Here is an 18,166-nt window from a genome sequence, read left to right as displayed (position 1 = left end):
AGTGGTAAATTGAGAGCAGAAAAAATGTACATGATGAATGTAATTGGAAATCTGAAGTATCTTGAATCCACTATAAAAGATTTGTTGGACATTGGAAGTGTCGAACTTACTGATAGTTTGAGCCAAATCGAAAACAATACTTTTATCGTTAATATCAATAGTGAAAATATCGAAAAAACTATGGAGTTTAATAATGTTACTGGTTTCGAAAACAGGGATGTTAAGGAATTGAATTCTATTGCTGACAATTTGAAGGATATTTTCAAAATTGATTTGAGAGATGAGAGATTAAAAAGAGAGTACACAGAAGATGAAATCAAAGACTTCTACAGTTCTATTAAATCTAAGGTGGACAAGATTTATGATTGTGAAAACCAAATTGATGAAAATAATAAAGAATTAGAAGATTTGTATTTGATTGATAATTTGGATGTTTCTATTGAAAGCTTGTGTGATATGAAGTATTTCGATTATCGCTTTGGCTATTTGTCTAAGGAAAATAGATTAAAGTTGAAGAAAAACTACGATAATATCATGGCAAGTGTACTTCATTTGGCAAGTAAGAACAAAAAGGAAGTTTATGTAGCGATTTATCCAAAGGATGTGTCAATTGAAACTGACAGGATTTTGAGATCATTGAATTGGACTGATATCAATATTAGTAAAGACAGAAAAGAAGTTCCAAAAGAAATAATTTCCAAAATTGAATTGGAAAATGAAAACTTGGGAGCTCAAATCTCAGAATTAAATCAAAGCTTAAATGAGATTTACAGAGACAATAAGAGCAAAATTATCGATATGGTGATTTCTGCTAATTTGTTGATTCAATTAGAAGATGTGAAGAGTTTACTGGCAAGAAGTGAAAGCTACTTTTACTTGGCAGGATGGGTTCCTGAATCAGCTAAGAGTGTTGTTCAAGAAAAATTATCTGCATACGATGATATGTTCATTAATTTCTTGGATGCTGATGACAGTGGATTGACTCCTCCCACCAAACTCAAAAACAACAAATTTTTTAAACCGTTTGAGCTTTTAGTTAATATGTATGGTACTCCAAACTACAAGGAAATCGACCCAACTGTATTTTTCGGATTGACATATATGTTGTTGTTCGGTGCTATGTTTGGGGATTTGGGACAAGGCGCTGTGATGTTTGTCGCAGGTGTTTTGTTAGCAAAATTCAAAGACAAGATGATGGGCGGACTTCTTGAAAGAATTGGTGCAAGTTCCATGGTGTTTGGAATTCTTTACGGTTCTTTCTTCGGACTAGAAGGAATTATCCCAGCATTGTTTTTGAAACCATTTGAAAATATCAACAAGGTTTTGATTATAGCTATAGGCCTTGGTATCGTACTTTTATTGATAGCTTACATTTTTGGATTATGTAACAATTACATTTTCAAAGATGTGCAAGAAGGACTTTTCGGACAAGAAGGGTTGGCAGGATTTATCCTATTCTTGTTATTCTTATTATTAGCTGCAACTGTTGCATTAGAATTGCACATTGTCCCTGTTGGAGTAATTGCGGCGTGTATGTTGATTGTGATTTTTGTAATGATTTTCAAAGTTCCATTGACACAACTTTTGTACAAGAGAAGACCTCTTCACAATGGTTTGGATGTTACAGGTTATTATGTTGAAAGTTCATTTTCAATTATTGAAACTTTGATTTCAATGTTTTCTTCAACTGTATCATTCATAAGAGTGGGTGCTTTTGCTATCAACCACGTTGGTTTGTTCTTGGCATTTACATCTATCGGTAAGATGATAGGAACTAACGCCGGAAATGTAGCGATGATAATCGTAGGAAATATCGTGATTTTGGGTCTTGAAGGTTTGATTGTATTCATTCAATCATTGAGACTTGAATATTATGAATTATTTAGTAAATATTTTAAGGGTGATGGAATTTTGTTCCAACCAACTATAAAGAGAATTTAAAGGAGATAAATATATGTATTTTATTTTAATTTCAACAGCATTAATAGTTTTATTGACTATAGGTTCAGGTGTTTATTTGTTATACAACAACACTGATTCATCTAAAACAAAATTAAAGAAAGCATTAAGAACTAATCTTTTTGCTATAATTCCATGTCTTGTGATGGCATTTGTATTTTTAATGCCTAACTCTGCATTTGCACAATCTGCTGCTGGTGCAACTAATGGTCTTGGACTTTTGGCAGCAGCTTTATCAACAGGTCTTGCAACAATTGGTACTGGTTATGCAGTAGGTGTTGTAGGTTCATCAGCATTGGGAGCTGTTAGTGAAGATCCATCATTATTAGGTAAATCATTAATTTATGTAGGATTAGCAGAAGGTATTGCAATTTACGGATTGGTTATTTCAATTCTTATTTTGCAACAATTATAATTATGAAATCCGTAATTATAAGTGCGGATAATGTTACAAATCTTGGTATGCGCCTTGCTGGAATAACAGGTTTCGTAGCAAAAAACGAAGCAGAGATGAGAAGAGCTTTCAAGGCTGCAACTATTGATGATACTTTGGGTGTTGTCATTATCACTGAAGAGGTGTTCAATACTATCAAAGATGAAGTGACAAAACACAAAGACAAGGGTAAGAAACCATTGGTTGTAACAATACCCGGAAGAAAAGGACTTGAAGACAAAGATTTCTTGATGAAATACATCAAGGGGTCTATAGGAATTAAGGTAGATTAGAGGTAGAAATGATTTTATTAGAAAAGAAATTAGATATTTTTAACAAAATAATCTATGCGAATAAGAAAAAAGATTATGAAAAGAAACTTCTTGAAGTAAAAAACTCTAATCAAAATGAGCTAAAAGAATACGAACAAAAATTAATTGATGAATATAATTTGAATTTGAAAAAAAGAACCAGAAAAGCTGAACAAAAATCTATCGAAAAATTGAGAACTGCTGAACAAGAAAGCAGAAGAGAGCTTTTGGTTTTAAAAGAAAATATATTACAAAAATTGTTTGATAATGTTACTAAAAAAATATTGGATTTTGTGAAGACTGACGCTTACAAGGAAAGATTAATCAAGAACATTGAAGAAAACTTGACTGATTTGGATTATAAGGTAGTGTTGTTGGTTTTACAAAACGATTATGATTATGTAACTAAGAATTTCAGTTCAGAAAAAGTCGAAGAAATCAAATCTATTCCAAACAATTACTTGGGTGGATTTATGATTCAAGATGTAGAAGAAACAGTGAATTTTGATTACACTTATTTGTCAAAAATGGAAGATTGCAAACATGCAATGGGTGAAGATATTCATAATCTAATGACAGGCGGTGATATCAATGAATAATGGTAAGATTTTTTCTATTAATGGTCCTGTAATCAAAGGAAGAAATATGACCGATTTTACAGCCAAGGAAATGGTGTTGATCGGTGAAAAGAAATTAATCGGAGAAGTTATTAGCCTTGAAGATGATATCGCAGTTATCCAAGTTTACGAAGAAACTGAAGGTTTGAAAAAGGACGATGAAATTTATCATACTAATAAACCACTTTCATTAAAATTAGGACCTGGTTTATTGAAAAATATGTTTGATGGAATTGAAAGACCATTAAAAGAAATCAGAGATAAATTTTCAACTTTCATACCAGAAGGAATCGGACTTATTTCCATCGATGAAGAAAAATTATGGGATGTCACTATAAAAGTTAAAAATGGTGATACAGTTACTCAAGGACAAATAATAGCAGAAGTTCCAGAAACAGAAGCTATCGTTCACAAAATTATGATTCCAGTTGGAGTTAATGGTACTGTAAAAAATGTGCTTGAAAATGGCAAGTACAATATTGAGACTACTATTATGCAAGTGGAGGATGATTTTGGAAACTTAACAGATATAAAATTGTACCAAGACTGGCCAATCAGAATTCCAAGACCTTCCAAGGAAAGACTAGATGTCGATCGTCTATTGGAAACTGGTCAAAGAATTTTGGATGTGTTCTTCCCACTTGCAAAAGGTGGTACTGTAGCAATTCCTGGTGGATTTGGTACAGGAAAAACAATGACACAACACCAATTGGCAAAATACGCTGATGCAGATATTATTATCTACATTGGTTGCGGTGAACGTGGTAATGAAATGACAGAAGTATTGGAAGATTTTCCAAAACTTATCGATCCAAACAACGGCAAGCCACTTATGGAAAGAACTGTGTTGATAGCCAATACTTCCAACATGCCAGTAGCAGCCAGAGAAGCAAGTATCTACACTGGAATTACAATGGCAGAATATTTCAGAGATATGGGATATGATGTAGCAATCATGGCAGACTCCACTTCTCGTTGGGCAGAAGCTCTTCGTGAAATTTCAGGAAGACTTGAAGAAATGCCTGCAGAAGAAGGCTATCCTGCATATCTTCCATCTAGAATTGCACAATTCTACGAAAGAGCGGGAATCGTGAAAACTTTGAACGACAACGAAGGATCAGTTACAATTATCGGAGCGGTTTCTCCAGCTGGTGGAGATTTTAGTGAACCAGTTACTGAAAATACTAAGAGATTCGTAAATGTATTCTTGGGTTTGGATAAGGACTTGGCATATTCAAGACACTATCCAGCTATTAACTGGATGAGTAGTTATTCTTCTTATGTAGAAAAATTAAGGGATTATTACGAATCTAAACTTGGTGAAGATGTTGTAGATTTGAGAAATCAAATGCTTAAATTATTATACGAAGAAGACAAATTAAAAGAAATAGTAATGCTTGTCGGTGAAGATGTTCTTCCAGACGATCAAAGATTGATTTTGGATATTTCAAATGTAATGAAGCTAGGATTTTTGCAACAAAATGCTTTTAGTAAGGTGGATACTTATGTTCCTCTTAAAAAGCAAGTTGAGATGCTTAAAACTATCAAATTATTATACGAAGAAGGACACAAGGCAATTAAAGAACAAATTCCTATTTCTCAAGTAAAAAATGCAGATTTGTATTCAAAAGTTATCGCCATGAAGAACACAATTTCTAATGAAGATTTAAGTGGAATAAAAGATTTGAATGACGAAATCAAAGAGTTTTACAGCGATTTGATTAGCAAATACGAAAAGTAGGTGATTTTATGATAAAAGAATACATTAAACTAAAAAAAGTTGAAAGTTCAATTATAGAAGTTGAAAATGTAAATGAAGCATCTTTTGGTGAAGTTGTCGAAGTAAAATCATCTGCATCAGATAAATCAATGGTCGGTAAAGTTGTAAATATTAACGACGATACTGTTACTATTCAAGTATTTGGTGACAGTACAGGAATGAGTACACAAAATACTAAAGTTAGATTTACACAAAGACCATTTGAAATAGCTTTGTCAGAAGATATTTTGGGAAGAAAATTCAACGGAATCGGTCAACCAATTGATGACGGTGGAGATATTTACGCTGCAAAACGCTACAACGTAAATGGTCGTGCAATCAACCCAGTTTCCAGAGTTTATCCTAGAGATTTCATCCAAACAGGAATTAGTTCAATAGATTGTTTGATGACTTTAATCAGAGGACAAAAACTTCCAGTATTTTCTGGATCTGGAATGAGTCACAATAGATTGGCTGCACAAATCGTTCGTCAAGCTAAAATCAAAGGTGCAAACGAAGATAACTTCGCAATTGTATTCGGAGCAATTGGCGTAAAACACGACGAAGCTAGATTTTTCGAAGATACTTTTAGACAATCTGGTGTATTGAATAATGTGTGTATGTTTGTAAATTACGCTGACGATTCAATAATGGAAAGAATTATAACTCCAAGAGCAGCATTGACTGCAGCAGAATACTTGGCTTTCGAAAAAAATTATCACGTTTTGGTTATCATAACTGATTTGACAAGTTATGCAGAAGCTCTTCGTGAAGTTTCATCAAAAAGAGAAGAAGTTCCTTCTAGAAAGGGCTATCCAGGATATTTGTATTCTGATTTGGCATCATTGTATGAAAGAGCTGGTATGATAAAAGATGCAGAAGGTTCTGTAACGTTGATTCCAATTTTGACAATGCCTAATGACGATATCACTCATCCTATTCCGGATTTAACAGGATATATTACTGAAGGACAAATTGTTTTGGAAAGAAGTTTGATGCAAAAAGACATATATCCACCAATAAATGTTCTTCCATCATTATCGAGACTTATGAAAGATGGTATCGGTGAAGGATACACAAGAGAAGATCATCCGGATGTAAGTAGCCAATTATTCTCAAGTTATTCTCACGTTCAAGAAGTCAGAGATTTGGCACAAATTATCGGCGCAGATGATTTGAGTGAGGCTGATCAAAAATATTTGAAATTTGGAGACGAATTTGAAAATAGATTTGTAAGACAAGATTATTATGAAAACAGAGAAATCGAAGAAACATTGGATCTTGCGTGGGATTTATTGAAGATATTACCAGAAAACGAATTGGACAGATTATCACCAGAAATGATAAAACAACATATGAACAGGTGATTATATGGCAGTTTATAAGATGACTCCTACTAAGGGGAATTTAATAAAAGCTAAAAAGACGTTGGATTTTTCCAAAAAAGGTTACAATCTTTTGGACAAAAAAAGAACTGTACTCATTAAAGAAATGATGGGTCTTATGAAAAAAGCACAAACGCTTCAAGATTCCATCGAAAAAGAGTTCGACGAAGCCTACGAGCTTTTAACAGAAGCATCCATAACTGTTGGAACTGATAGACTTGAAGAAATTTCCCATTCGATTAGTCACGAAAAAGAATTCGATATAATTTACAAATCAGTAATGGGAGTTGAAGTTCCGAACATTGTATATCCAAAATCAAAAGCCGAAGCACAATATGGTTTCTTCAGAACTAATGCCTCATTCGATAGGGCTGTTCTTGCGTTCAACAAAATCAGAGAGACTATTTATGAATTAGCAGAAATGGAGAATGCAGTGTACAAATTGGGTAAGGAAATCAAAAAAACTCAAAAACGTGCCAATGCGTTGGATAAAATACAAATTCCAAAATACGAAAAATCCATCAAAGATACTGAAGATATCTTAGCTGAAAAAGAAAGAGAAGAATTCTTCAGATTGAAGATGGTCAAAAAGAAAAAGAAATAATTTTCGGTTGGGCAGATAGTTTGCCTGACCGTTTTTTTTGTTATAGTATAGATATAATAAATCAATGTATAAAGAGGAGATAAGAGTATGTTAAAATTCATAGCACAATGTATTTGGTGGCAAGATATTAGAAAGCCAAAGAAAATTTCTGAAAATATTTTAAGAATATTGTATATTGCATTGGAATTATTTATCAGCTGGTTGTTGATCATGTATTTAACAAATTTCAACTTGAATAAAGTTGTTTATGTGATTTTGTATGTTTATGTAGTGTTATCTTTGTTGACTTTTGGAGCTATCAGGTCATACTTGCTTGAGATTTCTGAAGACAAACCTCTTTTATCTTGGGGATTTTGGATTTTGGGTTGGCCACTATCTTTAATCGGGTTATTCTTTTTAGCTTTTAATAAAGAAAATATTTTGAAAAAAACTGAAAAATAATTTTAGGGAATTCTAAAACGAATTCCTTTTTTTGTTTGTGATTGATGTGTTTTTGGGGTATTATATAAAGAGAGGTGATTATATGTGTAATTGGGATTTGTCCAAGATGTATAAGGACAAGAACGCAATCGAAAAAGATATTAAATTAGTTAACGAAAATATTAATAAAATTGATGAATTGAAGAAAAATGAAAAGGATAACTTCATAGAAATATTGGATTTACTTTTCGAAACTGACAGAGTAATGGATAATTTGTACACTTACGCTTCAATGAAAAAGGATGAAAACAGCAAGGTTTCAGATAGTGTCAAATTAGAATTGGAATTGTCATCATTGTATAACAAGCTACAATCAAGATTTTCTTTTGTTGAACCATTTGTTTTATCATTAAAAGAAGATGAACAAGACAAACTTATCAAAGAAAATCCAAGTTATGAAATATTCTTCAAGAAGATTTTGAGATTTAAGGAACACACTTTATCTGCAGAAGAAGAAAACATTATTTCACTTATGAGTGAAGCGATGTCAAGCCCTCACAATGATTTCTACAGTTTGCAAAACACTGACATGGAGTTTCCATATGTAGAATCTATTGATGAAAAGCTTACAAATGCTAATTTTGTTCCATTATTATCTAAGCTTCCACGTGAACAAAGAAAAGAAGTTTTTGAAAAATATTACGATGAATTAGCGAAGTACAACAATACTTTCGGATCTACTTTGTATGCGAATATCAAAAACTTGGTTATACTATCTAAAATCAAAAAATACGACAGTGCAAGACAAATGGAATTATTCAACGACGATGTTGAAGAAGTTGTGTACGATAATTTGATCGACATTGTGCACGAATACTTGCCATATATGTACAAATACTACGATGCTAGAAAAAAATTGTTGGGATTAGACGAAAACCATATGTACGATGTTTATGTTCCATCTACAAAAGGTTTTGATCGTGAAATCCCATTCGAAGAAGCAAAGAAAATGGTTATAGAAGCTGTAAAACCAATGGGAGAAGAATATCAATCTATCATGAAGAAAGCTTTTGAAGAAAATTGGATTGATGTTTATCCAAAAGATGGCAAGAAACCAGGCGCTTACAGTTGGGGATCATACGATTCTTATCCATACATTTTACTAAACTACACAAATGATGTGGATTCTGTGTTCACTTTGATTCACGAATTAGGTCATTCAATTCATTCATATTATTCAAGAGCTAATAATGAGTTCAAATATGCAGGCTACACTATATTTGTTGCAGAAGTTGCAAGTACTTGTAACGAAATGTTGTTGTTGGATTATATGATTAAAAACGCTAAGAATGACGATGAAAAACTATACTTGTTAGATCATCACATCAACTCATTCAAATCAACAATTTTCAGACAAACTATGTTTGCAGAATTTGAAAGAGAAACTCACAAATTAGTTGAAGAAGAAAAAGCATTAACTGGAGAAGATTTCAACGAAATTTATCTTAACTTAAACAAAAAATACTTTGGAGATAGCGTTGTATCAGATGATTTGATTAAGTACGAATGGTCAAGAATTCCTCATTTCTACACTAATTTCTATGTGTATAAGTATGCAACAGGTCTTAGCTCATCATCAATCTTGTCACAAAAGATTTTGACGGGTAATGAACAAGATTTGGAAAACTACAAGAATTTCTTGAAAGATGGTAACAAAAACTATCCTCTAGTACAACTTAAAAACGCTGGAGCAAACATCAAAGATAAGGAAGTTTTGAGAACTGCTTTTGAAGTTTTTAAAGAAAAAGTATTAGAATTTGAAAAAATTGTCAATAAATAAAGGAGAAATTCATGAAATATAAATCATTACACACATGTATCAGAGTAACTAATTTGGAAAAATCAATAGAATTTTATGAAAAAGTATTGGGAATGGAAATTACTAGCAAAAAAGATTTTCCTGAAGATGAATTCACACTTGTGTATATGACATGTGATCACAATTACGAAATCGAATTGACTTATAACTACGGAAAAACAGATTATACTCATGGAGATTTCTACGGCCACATGGCTTTTGAAGTTGAAGATTTGAAAAAATCACACGAATATCACAAATCTTTGGGTTATGAAGTTGATGAATTAGGTGGACTCGAAGGTGTTGCAAAATTTTATTTCATGAAAGATCCTGATGGTTTCAACATAGAAATAATCGGTAAATAGTATGAATCTTGAGTTAAAACATGTGAACAAATCTTTTGGAGATAACAAAGTTTTAACCGATATTTCATTTAAAGTTGAAAGCGGACGTGCTTTTGGGTTTTTGGGTAGAAATGGAGCCGGCAAAACTACAACTATGAGAATCATTACAGATGTTTTGAGTGCTGATAGTGGGCAAGTTTTGATTAACGGCTCTCCCATTAACTACAATGAAGTAAATATCGGATATCTTCCAGAAGAAAGAGGATTGTATTCCAACGAAAAAGTGTTCACCCAATTGTATTATTTTGCAAGGCTTAAAGGAACAGACAGAAGAAGTGCTCTTCAAAATGTAAGATATTGGTTGGATAGGTTTGATTTGGCAAAATACAAGAACAGAAAATTATCCACTTTATCAAAAGGATTGAGACAAAAAGTCCAAATTATTTCAGCTCTGTTAAATGACCCGGATATTTTGGTTCTTGATGAGCCGTTTTCTGGACTTGATCCAATCAATGCCCATGAACTAAAATTAGCTGTTGGAGAATTTATACAAAACCAAAAAATAGTTATATTTTCCAGCCATTTGATGAGTTATGTAGAAGAATTCTGCAGAGATGTTTGTGTTATTGAAGAGGGTAGAATTATTTTGAATGGGGATTTGAATGAAATCAAAACTTCCATGGCTGAGAAGAAAATGCTACTCAATGCAAACAACATGGGAATTTGGGAATTAAAAGAATTATTAGAATCAGAAAATTTGATTTATCCAGATGCTGTTGTTAGAGAGTTCAAACTTTTGGTTAGACTTACTGAGAATGTAACGAAAGAAGACATATTGGAATTTATGATGCTTAATCAAATCGACATCAATTGTTTTAGTCAATATGAACCAAGTCTTCAAGATGTTTTCGTGTCAAAGGTTGGTGTTAGAGAATAATGAAAAAATTCAGCAGAGTATTTAATTTTGAATTTAATTCCATAATAAGACACAATTCGTATTTGATTGCTACATTGGTGATTACAGTATTGGTATTTGCTTTGTCTTTCTTGCCAAGGTTTATGCCATCTATTTTCAATAATACCAATCGAGGTGCAAACAAAAACGCAACTGTAGATATCAATGCACTTACATTCAAAAACACTTGCATCTATTCGTCTAACAGTGAAATTGATGTTGAATATTTGAAGACTATAATGGGACTTGAAAGCAAAGATGTGCTTACATCTGAATCAGATGTAAAAAAAGCCGTAGAAAATGGTGAATACAATATCGGATTTGTAGTAGAAACTCCAACAAAGTTCAATTCTTATATCAAAAATAAAGAATTTATGGACGATCATTCCGAAAGATTCACGAGAGCTTTGGAGAAGTATAATTACGACAAAAGTTTGATTAACAATGGAGTAGATCCTGGAATAATTGAAAAAAATTCTAAAGCAAAGATAGATTTTACAGAAAAAGTTTTGAACAAAGACAGGTCACATTCATTTGTATTTTCAATAGTTTTTGTTATACTTTTCGATTTAATGATATTGTTCTACGGTAGTGTTATGAGTAACAATATTTCTAGAGAAAAAAAGGATAAGACTATTGAGGTGCTTTTATCATCTGCAAAACCAAGTGTATTTGTGTTTGGTAAACTTTTGAGTTCAGCAGTTTTGGGATTAATCCAATATTTCATATTTATTTTTGCGGGAATAATTGGAATATTTTTCAACAAAAACTACTATCCAGAAGGAATATGGACATTTTTCACCAATACTTTGAGTCTCAAATTCTTGTTGACGATACTTTTGTTTGTAGTGTTTGGGTTTGTCTTGTATTTGATTTTGTTCCAAATTCTAGGACTTGCTGTCAAGAGAGCGGAAGAAGTTAATTTTCTAATAGTTCCAATATTCTTGGTATTAGTTGGTTTATTTATCGTGATAATCAATTCGTTAGGAAAAGACAGCGATATTTTGATTAAAATATTATCTTTTGTTCCATTTTCATCAGCAACCTTGATGCCCGTTAGATTTTTATTGAATGATGTGAAACTATTGGAAATAGGAATATCATTCGGATTGATGCTTATTGTCATAGTTTTATTGTTGATAAGAGCTATAAAAATGTATCGTAAGAGCGCTATGGAAAATATTGATTAAAATACTTGACAGATTAAAAAATTAGTGGTAATGTATTATACGACAATTTGATAATTATCTTATTAAGAGTAGTGGAGGGAATGGGCCCTATGAAACTCAGCAACCTATTAAATTAGGTGCTAAATCCCACAGGAAATCCTGAAAGATAAGTTTACACATCCTTACCTTTTCAGGTGAGGATTTTTTTATGGAGGTATTATGAAAAACATATTTTTAACATCTGAATCAGTTACTGAAGGTCATCCAGACAAAGTTTGTGACCAAATTTCTGATGCAATATTAGATGCTATTATTAAAGAAGACAAAGATGCAAGAGTTGCTTGCGAAACTTGTTCTACAACTGGACTTGTTATGGTAATGGGAGAGATTACTACTACAAGTTATGTAGACATCAGATCAATCGTTAGAAAAACATTGGCTGAAATTGGATATGATAATGCAGATTATGGTATTGATGCAAGAACATGCGCAATCATAACTTCATTAGAAGAACAATCAAAAGACATCGCACAAGGTGTTGATGAATCTGAAGAATACAAGGGCAACAAATCTGACGAATATGACAGATATGGTGCAGGTGACCAAGGAATGGTATTTGGTTATGCAACTAATGAAACAGAATCAGGATTGCCATTACCATTGGAATTATCACACAAATTAGCGAGAAGACTTGCAACTGTGAGAAAAGAAAAAATCTTGAATTATTTGAGACCAGATGGGAAAACTCAAGTAACTGTTGAATATGAAAACGACGCTCCAAAAAGAATTGAAGCTATCGTAGTTTCAACACAACACGACCCAGATGTTGATTACGAACAATTAAAAGAAGATATTAAGAGAGAAGTTATCTTGAAAATCGTTGATGAGTCAATGATCGACGAAAATACAAAATTCTTCATCAACCCAACAGGAAAATTCGTAATCGGTGGACCAATGGGAGATGCTGGACTTACAGGAAGAAAAATCATCGTAGATACTTATGGTGGATTCTGTAATCATGGTGGCGGAGCATTCAGTGGAAAAGACCCTACAAAAACTGACAGATCAGCAGCATATTTTGCAAGATATATTGCAAAAAATGTCGTAGCAGCTGGATTATGTGACAAATGTGAAGTAGGTTTCTCTTATGCAATCGGAGTTGCAAAACCAATCAGTATGTTCATCAACACATTTGGAACAAATAAAATAGAAGAAGAAAAAATTATTCAAGCAATAAATGAAAACTTTGATGCAAGACCAAAAGCAATCATCGACAAATTGGATTTACAAAGACCAATCTACAGAGAAGTGGCAAGCTACGGACATTTCGGACGTAATGATTTGGATTTGTCATGGGAAAAATGTGACAAAGCAGAAGCTTTGAAAAAATATTTATAAAATAAAAATCAGTGAATGTTGAAATATTTCAACGTTCACTGATTTTTTAGTACTTTTTTAGTACTCCAAAAAAAATAGATAGCTAAATTTAGCTATCTAGAGTATGTATGGCGGGAAATGGTAGGAATCGAACCTACCCGGGCAGCTCTTAACTACCTGAGACGGTTTTGAAGACCGCAGGGCACACCAGCACCCATCAATTCCCAAATACTTTAATATTATACCAAAAATACATGCAATTTACAAATTATTTTACATCTAATTCACAAAACTGGAACAAATTTCTTAATAGATAAGGCTTCGTAATACAAAGCCCTATTCTATTATTTAAAATCTTTTACTTTAATTCTGTCGTTTTCGATCCTCTTAGTATACCCTTTAATATCTAGTGTTTCTAAAAGAGTAATTGCACTTTTTCTGGAGATATTGAGCATGTCTTTTAATTCTTTTACATTCAATGTTTTGTTATTATTGAAGTGATCATCGACAGTTTTAATAAATTTGTCATAGCATTTCTTGGAAATCAAAAAGTTATCTCTTAAAATTACTACATCTTTTTGTAATAAAATTCCCAAAATCGTCTTGTCTTTTTGGTTGTGGACAACATTGTCTATCTTTAATAATTTGTCGAATTGATTTTGGCAAATATCTTGAAGCATTTTCTTTCTGATTTTTTCGTCTTCATCACTTAATTTAACTTTGTGACCTGTAGAGGAAACTATACCACTTTCTTCCATTAAAACTTCTTGGTCGATTAAATCTTTAATCATGTAATTAAAGAAAGGTCTGTCATCATCTAGTTGTAATTTTTTGAGAAGTTCTTCTTTATTAATTCCAGGCAATAAAGGATTTGTTTTGTGGAATGAAATTACAAACATTTTTAATTTTCCTAATAATTTTAGGTAAGCTTCTTTTTCCAAGACTTTGTTGTTTCTAATTACAACTTTATCTTCTTGTTTTAATCCGTCCAATTCCTTTACAACTTTGTCTTTTGATTCAGAAGAATAGAATACCAAATCATCGATTTTAGTAGGGAAAATCTCATCTTGTAGATAATTTAAAATAATATCTTTGATTTTTCCTTCTTCTTTTATTTTAAGATTTTCGATAATTTCTTCGTCGAATAATTTATGCTTTCTTACAGAACCATCTATTATAATACCACCACCGATTGTAACTTGTGGTGAAAATTGTCTCAAAATAAATGGATCGGATGTTTTTGCATAAATTTTTTCTTCAAGTCTGATCTGAACAAGAGCTTGAGTTCCCGGTTGAATCACTTGCTTATCAAGAGGAACAACTCTTCCGAATATTTCTTTTGTACCGTGGAATAACCTAACTCTGTCCCAGTGATTTAAAGGAGAAGCACTTTCTAATAGTGTAAGTCTAACATCTATCATATTGAAAGCTTTTAGTGAGTTTTTCTTGGCGATTACGAAACCTCTGTCTATTTCATCCAAATTTAGATTTATATTCAAAGCAACCCTTTGTGATGGGTGAGCGACATTTACATTCTTATTGTGAACTTGAATATTTTTAATGTTGATATCTTTTTCGATTGGATAAATAAAAGATTCTCCCTTGTGGATATCTCCATCCAGTAAAGTTCCTGTAACAACCGTTCCAATTCCTTTTACGTTAAATTTTCTGTCGATATTCATTCTGTAATCTCTTTCGGCATGCTTTTGCTTTAATTTTTTAGATTCAGAATCTATCATTTGAATTAAATTATCTATTCCTCTTTTTGAAATAGAATCTACTTCGCAAATAGGACAATTTTCGAGGAAAGTTCCTTCTACTAATTCTATAACTTGCTCGATTGTTTTTTCTGTTTCTTCATCAGTTGCCAAGTCCCTTTTGGTTAAAACTACAATTCCTTCAGTTTTATTCAAAAACCTAAGTATATCCAAATGCTCAACTGTTTGAGGCATAACGCCTTCTTTACAGTCGATACATAAAAGAATCATATCCATACCAAAAGTACCAGTCATCATATTTTTTACAAACTTTTCGTGACCTGGCACGTCAATTATTCCAGCTCGTTGACCACTTGGAAGATCAAAATAGCTAAAACCTAAATCGATAGAAATTCCTCTCTTTTTTTCTTCCGGTAGTCTATCAGTGCTATTTCCGGTTAAAGCTTTTATTAATGTAGTTTTTCCATGATCAATATGGCCAGATGTACCTATAATAAAATCCATATAACCTCCAATTAATTTACTATTTTATATTATATCATATTTCGTTATATTCCGAAAAAAACAAGGAAATTATTTTCACAAATTATTTGAAAGTCAAAATAATTTATAAAGATAAAATACATAACGCTGAATAATAACAATTACTTTAACAATATATTAAAGATAAATATATATATAATGCACTTCAACGAATAAGTATACTATAAAAACGAGAAAAAATAATGAATACTAAAATGATAATGAATATTAATTTGCATATTTAATAAAATGCTAATTTACTTTAGTTAAAATAAGTGGTATAATTAAAAATATATAAAGGAATATAATTTTCATAACAACAGGAAAACAATTTTTTATAGGGGGATTTAAATGAGTTTTACTTTTGACTTAAAAGAACATGCTGAACAAGTCGAAGAATTTCGAGAATTTGTAAGAAGCAAAAAGGATATTAAAGGTCCTTTGATGCCGGTGTTGCAACATGCACAAGATGAATTTGGATATTTGCCAAAGGAAATTATTACTACAATTTCAAAAATATTGGATATTCCTTTGTCAGAAATTTATGGCGTTATAACTTTTTATGCACAATTTTCATTGATTCCAAAAGGAAAATACGATATTCAAGTTTGTGAAGGAACTGCATGTTATGTAAAAGGTGCTCAAAGAGTTTCTGAAAAATTACAAGAGATTTTGAAGATTCCTGCAGGTAGCACTACTGAAGATCAAAAATTTTCTATCACGCCTTGTAGATGTGTTGGGTTGTGTGCATTAGCTCCAGTTATTGTTATCAATGGAGATGTCTACGGTAAGGTAGCTGTCAATGAATTAGAATCTATAGTTAGTAAATATAATTAGTTATTAGGGGATTTGTTATGAATATTGAAAAACTTAACGAAATAAGAGATGAGTTTGCAAAAAATATTAAAATGCGTGAGCTCGTAAAGGATAAAATATATGTTGAACATACTAATCCAAAAGAAAAGCAAATAGTTGTATGTGGTGGAGCTGGTTGTGAAGCTACAGGTGCTAAATCTTTAATTGATGAGTTCAATAAGTATATCGAAGAAGAAAAGATCGAAAACGTGGTTGTAGTTCCAGTAGGATGTATCGGACTTTGTGAAACTGGTCCTAACGTTGTTGTATATCCTGAAGGAATTTTCTACACAAGGGTTAAATTATCAGATGTCAAAAATATCGTCGATAAATCAATTGTAAATGATGAAGTTGACGAAGATGTGGTTTACGAAAATGCAAAACAAGACGACAAGATTTTAAAATACAACTCAGTTGATTTCTACGATAAGCAATATAAAATAGCTTTAAGAAATGTAGAAAAAATCCAATTAGAATCTTTAAATGAATATATTGGCGCAGATGGATATCAAGCTTTACATAAAGCAATTTTCGATTTAGACCAAAAAGACATAATTGATGAAATGAAAAAATCTGGCTTAAGAGGCCGTGGAGGAGCAGGATTCCCTACTGGTAGAAAATGGGAATCAGCGTATAAAGTAGAAAATAGTCAAAAATACGTTATTTGTAATGCCGACGAAGGAGACCCTGGTGCTTTCATGGATAGAGCAATTCTTGAAGGAGATCCTCATTCAGTATTAGAAGGTATGGCTATATGCGGTAGAGCTATTGGTGCAAATCAAGGTTTTATCTACGTAAGAGCGGAATATCCAATTGCGGTTAAAAGATTGAGAATAGCAATTCAACAAGCAAAAGAAATGAATCTTTTAGGAGATAATATTTTCGGATCAGATTTCTCATTTGATATTGAATTAAGATTGGGTTCTGGAGCTTTCGTTTGCGGTGAAGGTACTGCATTGATGGAATCTATCGAAGGTAGACGTGGTATGCCTCGTACTAAAATATTCAGAACAGCTGAAAGAGGATTGTGGGATAAACCAACAATCATTAACAACGTTGAAACATTCGCCAACGTTCCAGCAATCATGTACAAAGGTGCAGATTGGTTTACAAGTTTTGGTACAGAAGGTTCACCAGGAACTAAAGTATTCGCATTAGGTGGTAAAGTTGTTAACACTGGTTTGGTAGAAGTTCCAATGGGATCTACTCTAAGAGAAATCATATTTGATATCGGCGGTGGTATTAAAGACGGCAAGAAATTCAAAGCTGTTCAAACAGGTGGTCCATCTGGTGGATGTATTCCAGAAGAATTCTTGGATACTCCGGTTGATTTTGAATCATTGGCAAAAATTGGTTCAATTATGGGATCTGGCGGAATGATTGTAATGGATGAAGATGACTGTATGGTTGACATTGCTAGATTCTTCCTTGAATTTACTGTAGATGAATCTTGTGGTAAGTGCGTTCCATGTCGTGAAGGTACTAAGAGAATGCTTGAAATCTTAGAAAAAATAACTTCAGGAAAAGGTGAAGATGGAGATATTGAAGCGCTAGAAGATTTGTGTGACACTATTACATCTGCTTCACTTTGTGGTCTTGGACAAACAGCTCCAAATCCGGTAATTTCTACATTGAAATACTTTAGAAATGAATATGAAGCTCACATTTACGATAAGAAATGTCCAGCTCATGCATGTAAAGCACTTCTATCATACGAAATTACAGACAAATGTATAGGATGTACAAAATGCGCTAAGAATTGTCCTGTAAGCTGTATAGAAGGAGCGGTTAAAAAACAACACGTTATCGACAAGTCTCAATGTATAAAATGCGGTAATTGTGAAACTGTATGTCCTGTTCACGCAGTAGTTAGGAGATAG

The 18,166-nt window shown here is 32.4% G+C and carries 16 protein-coding genes, 1 tRNA gene and 1 riboswitch; of the genes, 15 read left to right on the top strand and 2 right to left on the bottom strand.

The genetic code is table 11. The features are described from left to right. Positions 1-9 precede the first annotated feature (9 nt). The 13 genes from ACU68Y_RS04830 to metK all read left to right on the top strand — a co-directional run bounded on the left by ACU68Y_RS04830 (position 10) and on the right by metK (position 13,212). Positions 10-1,941 (top strand): V-type ATP synthase subunit I, encoded by a 1,932-nt coding sequence (locus ACU68Y_RS04830; protein WP_446755617.1) that lies wholly within the window; start codon positions 10-12, stop codon positions 1,939-1,941. 13 nt (positions 1,942-1,954) lie between these two features. Further along, positions 1,955-2,374 carry an ATP synthase subunit C gene (locus tag ACU68Y_RS04825; RefSeq protein WP_002837222.1) on the top strand — a complete coding sequence of 140 codons (420 nt, stop codon included), beginning with the start codon at positions 1,955-1,957 and terminating at the stop codon, positions 2,372-2,374. Positions 2,375-2,376: 2 nt separating this feature from the next. Further along, positions 2,377-2,685 carry a V-type ATP synthase subunit F gene (locus ACU68Y_RS04820; protein ID WP_002837175.1) on the top strand — a complete coding sequence of 103 codons (309 nt, stop codon included), beginning with the start codon at positions 2,377-2,379 and terminating at the stop codon, positions 2,683-2,685. Positions 2,686-2,693: 8 nt separating this feature from the next. After that, positions 2,694-3,302, top strand: a complete 609-nt coding sequence (locus tag ACU68Y_RS04815; protein WP_311432897.1) for a V-type ATP synthase subunit E — start codon at positions 2,694-2,696, stop codon at positions 3,300-3,302. Beyond that, positions 3,295-5,061, top strand: a complete 1,767-nt coding sequence (locus ACU68Y_RS04810; RefSeq protein ID WP_002837283.1) for a V-type ATP synthase subunit A — start codon at positions 3,295-3,297, stop codon at positions 5,059-5,061. Before ACU68Y_RS04815 ends, ACU68Y_RS04810 begins: the two co-directional genes overlap by 8 nt. Positions 5,062-5,069: 8 nt before the next feature. After that, positions 5,070-6,446, top strand: coding sequence for a V-type ATP synthase subunit B (locus ACU68Y_RS04805; RefSeq protein ID WP_002835079.1), 1,377 nt, complete (start codon positions 5,070-5,072; stop codon positions 6,444-6,446). Positions 6,447-6,450: 4 nt separating this feature from the next. Beyond that, positions 6,451-7,068 (top strand): V-type ATP synthase subunit D, encoded by a 618-nt coding sequence (locus ACU68Y_RS04800; protein ID WP_002837256.1) that lies wholly within the window; start codon positions 6,451-6,453, stop codon positions 7,066-7,068. An 87-nt stretch (positions 7,069-7,155) separates the two neighbouring features. Next, complete coding sequence (locus ACU68Y_RS04795; RefSeq protein WP_446755618.1) at positions 7,156-7,509, top strand: hypothetical protein; 354 nt, start codon at positions 7,156-7,158, stop codon at positions 7,507-7,509. Between the two features lie 82 nt (positions 7,510-7,591). Further along, entirely contained in the window at positions 7,592-9,328 is a 1,737-nt protein-coding gene (gene pepF / locus ACU68Y_RS04790) for an oligoendopeptidase F (protein ID WP_446755619.1), read from the top strand. Positions 9,329-9,339: 11 nt separating this feature from the next. Beyond that, positions 9,340-9,711 (top strand): VOC family protein, encoded by a 372-nt coding sequence (locus tag ACU68Y_RS04785; RefSeq protein WP_035113027.1) that lies wholly within the window; start codon positions 9,340-9,342, stop codon positions 9,709-9,711. A 1-nt stretch (position 9,712) separates the two neighbouring features. Then, positions 9,713-10,627: an ABC transporter ATP-binding protein gene (locus ACU68Y_RS04780; RefSeq protein ID WP_002839932.1), complete on the top strand. Its 915-nt coding sequence runs from the start codon at positions 9,713-9,715 to the stop codon at positions 10,625-10,627. Then, positions 10,627-11,835, top strand: coding sequence for an ABC transporter permease (locus ACU68Y_RS04775; protein ID WP_002839902.1), 1,209 nt, complete (start codon positions 10,627-10,629; stop codon positions 11,833-11,835). The genes ACU68Y_RS04780 and ACU68Y_RS04775 overlap by 1 nt, the downstream gene beginning before the upstream one ends. A 56-nt stretch (positions 11,836-11,891) precedes the next feature. Then, positions 11,892-11,987, top strand: a riboswitch (SAM riboswitch). Between the two features lie 46 nt (positions 11,988-12,033). Continuing rightward, entirely contained in the window at positions 12,034-13,212 is a 1,179-nt protein-coding gene (metK, locus tag ACU68Y_RS04770; protein WP_002837269.1) for a methionine adenosyltransferase, read from the top strand. Between the two features lie 108 nt (positions 13,213-13,320). On the opposite strand, the gene ACU68Y_RS04765 is transcribed toward metK, so the two are convergent. Continuing rightward, positions 13,321-13,417 (bottom strand) — tRNA-Sec (locus ACU68Y_RS04765). A 118-nt stretch (positions 13,418-13,535) separates the two neighbouring features. After that, on the bottom strand, positions 13,536-15,413 hold the full coding sequence (selB, locus tag ACU68Y_RS04760) for a selenocysteine-specific translation elongation factor (protein WP_446755620.1): 1,878 nt from the start codon (positions 15,411-15,413) through the stop codon (positions 13,536-13,538). Between the two features lie 369 nt (positions 15,414-15,782). Here selB and ACU68Y_RS04755 point away from each other — a divergent pair, with 369 nt between their 5' ends. Together ACU68Y_RS04755 and ACU68Y_RS04750 are read left to right on the top strand one after the other, a co-directional pair. Further along, positions 15,783-16,268 carry an NADH-quinone oxidoreductase subunit NuoE family protein gene (locus ACU68Y_RS04755; protein WP_002837203.1) on the top strand — a complete coding sequence of 162 codons (486 nt, stop codon included), beginning with the start codon at positions 15,783-15,785 and terminating at the stop codon, positions 16,266-16,268. Positions 16,269-16,285: 17 nt separating this feature from the next. Further along, the gene (locus ACU68Y_RS04750) at positions 16,286-18,166 is read left to right on the top strand and encodes an NADH-quinone oxidoreductase subunit NuoF (RefSeq protein ID WP_316535145.1); all 1,881 of its coding nucleotides are present in this window, start codon (positions 16,286-16,288) and stop codon (positions 18,164-18,166) included.

The organism is Finegoldia sp. P1-F-LS, assembly GCF_052932205.1.
Note: the sequence above shows the minus strand (reverse complement) of the source record. Positions and strands in the feature narration are given on the sequence as shown.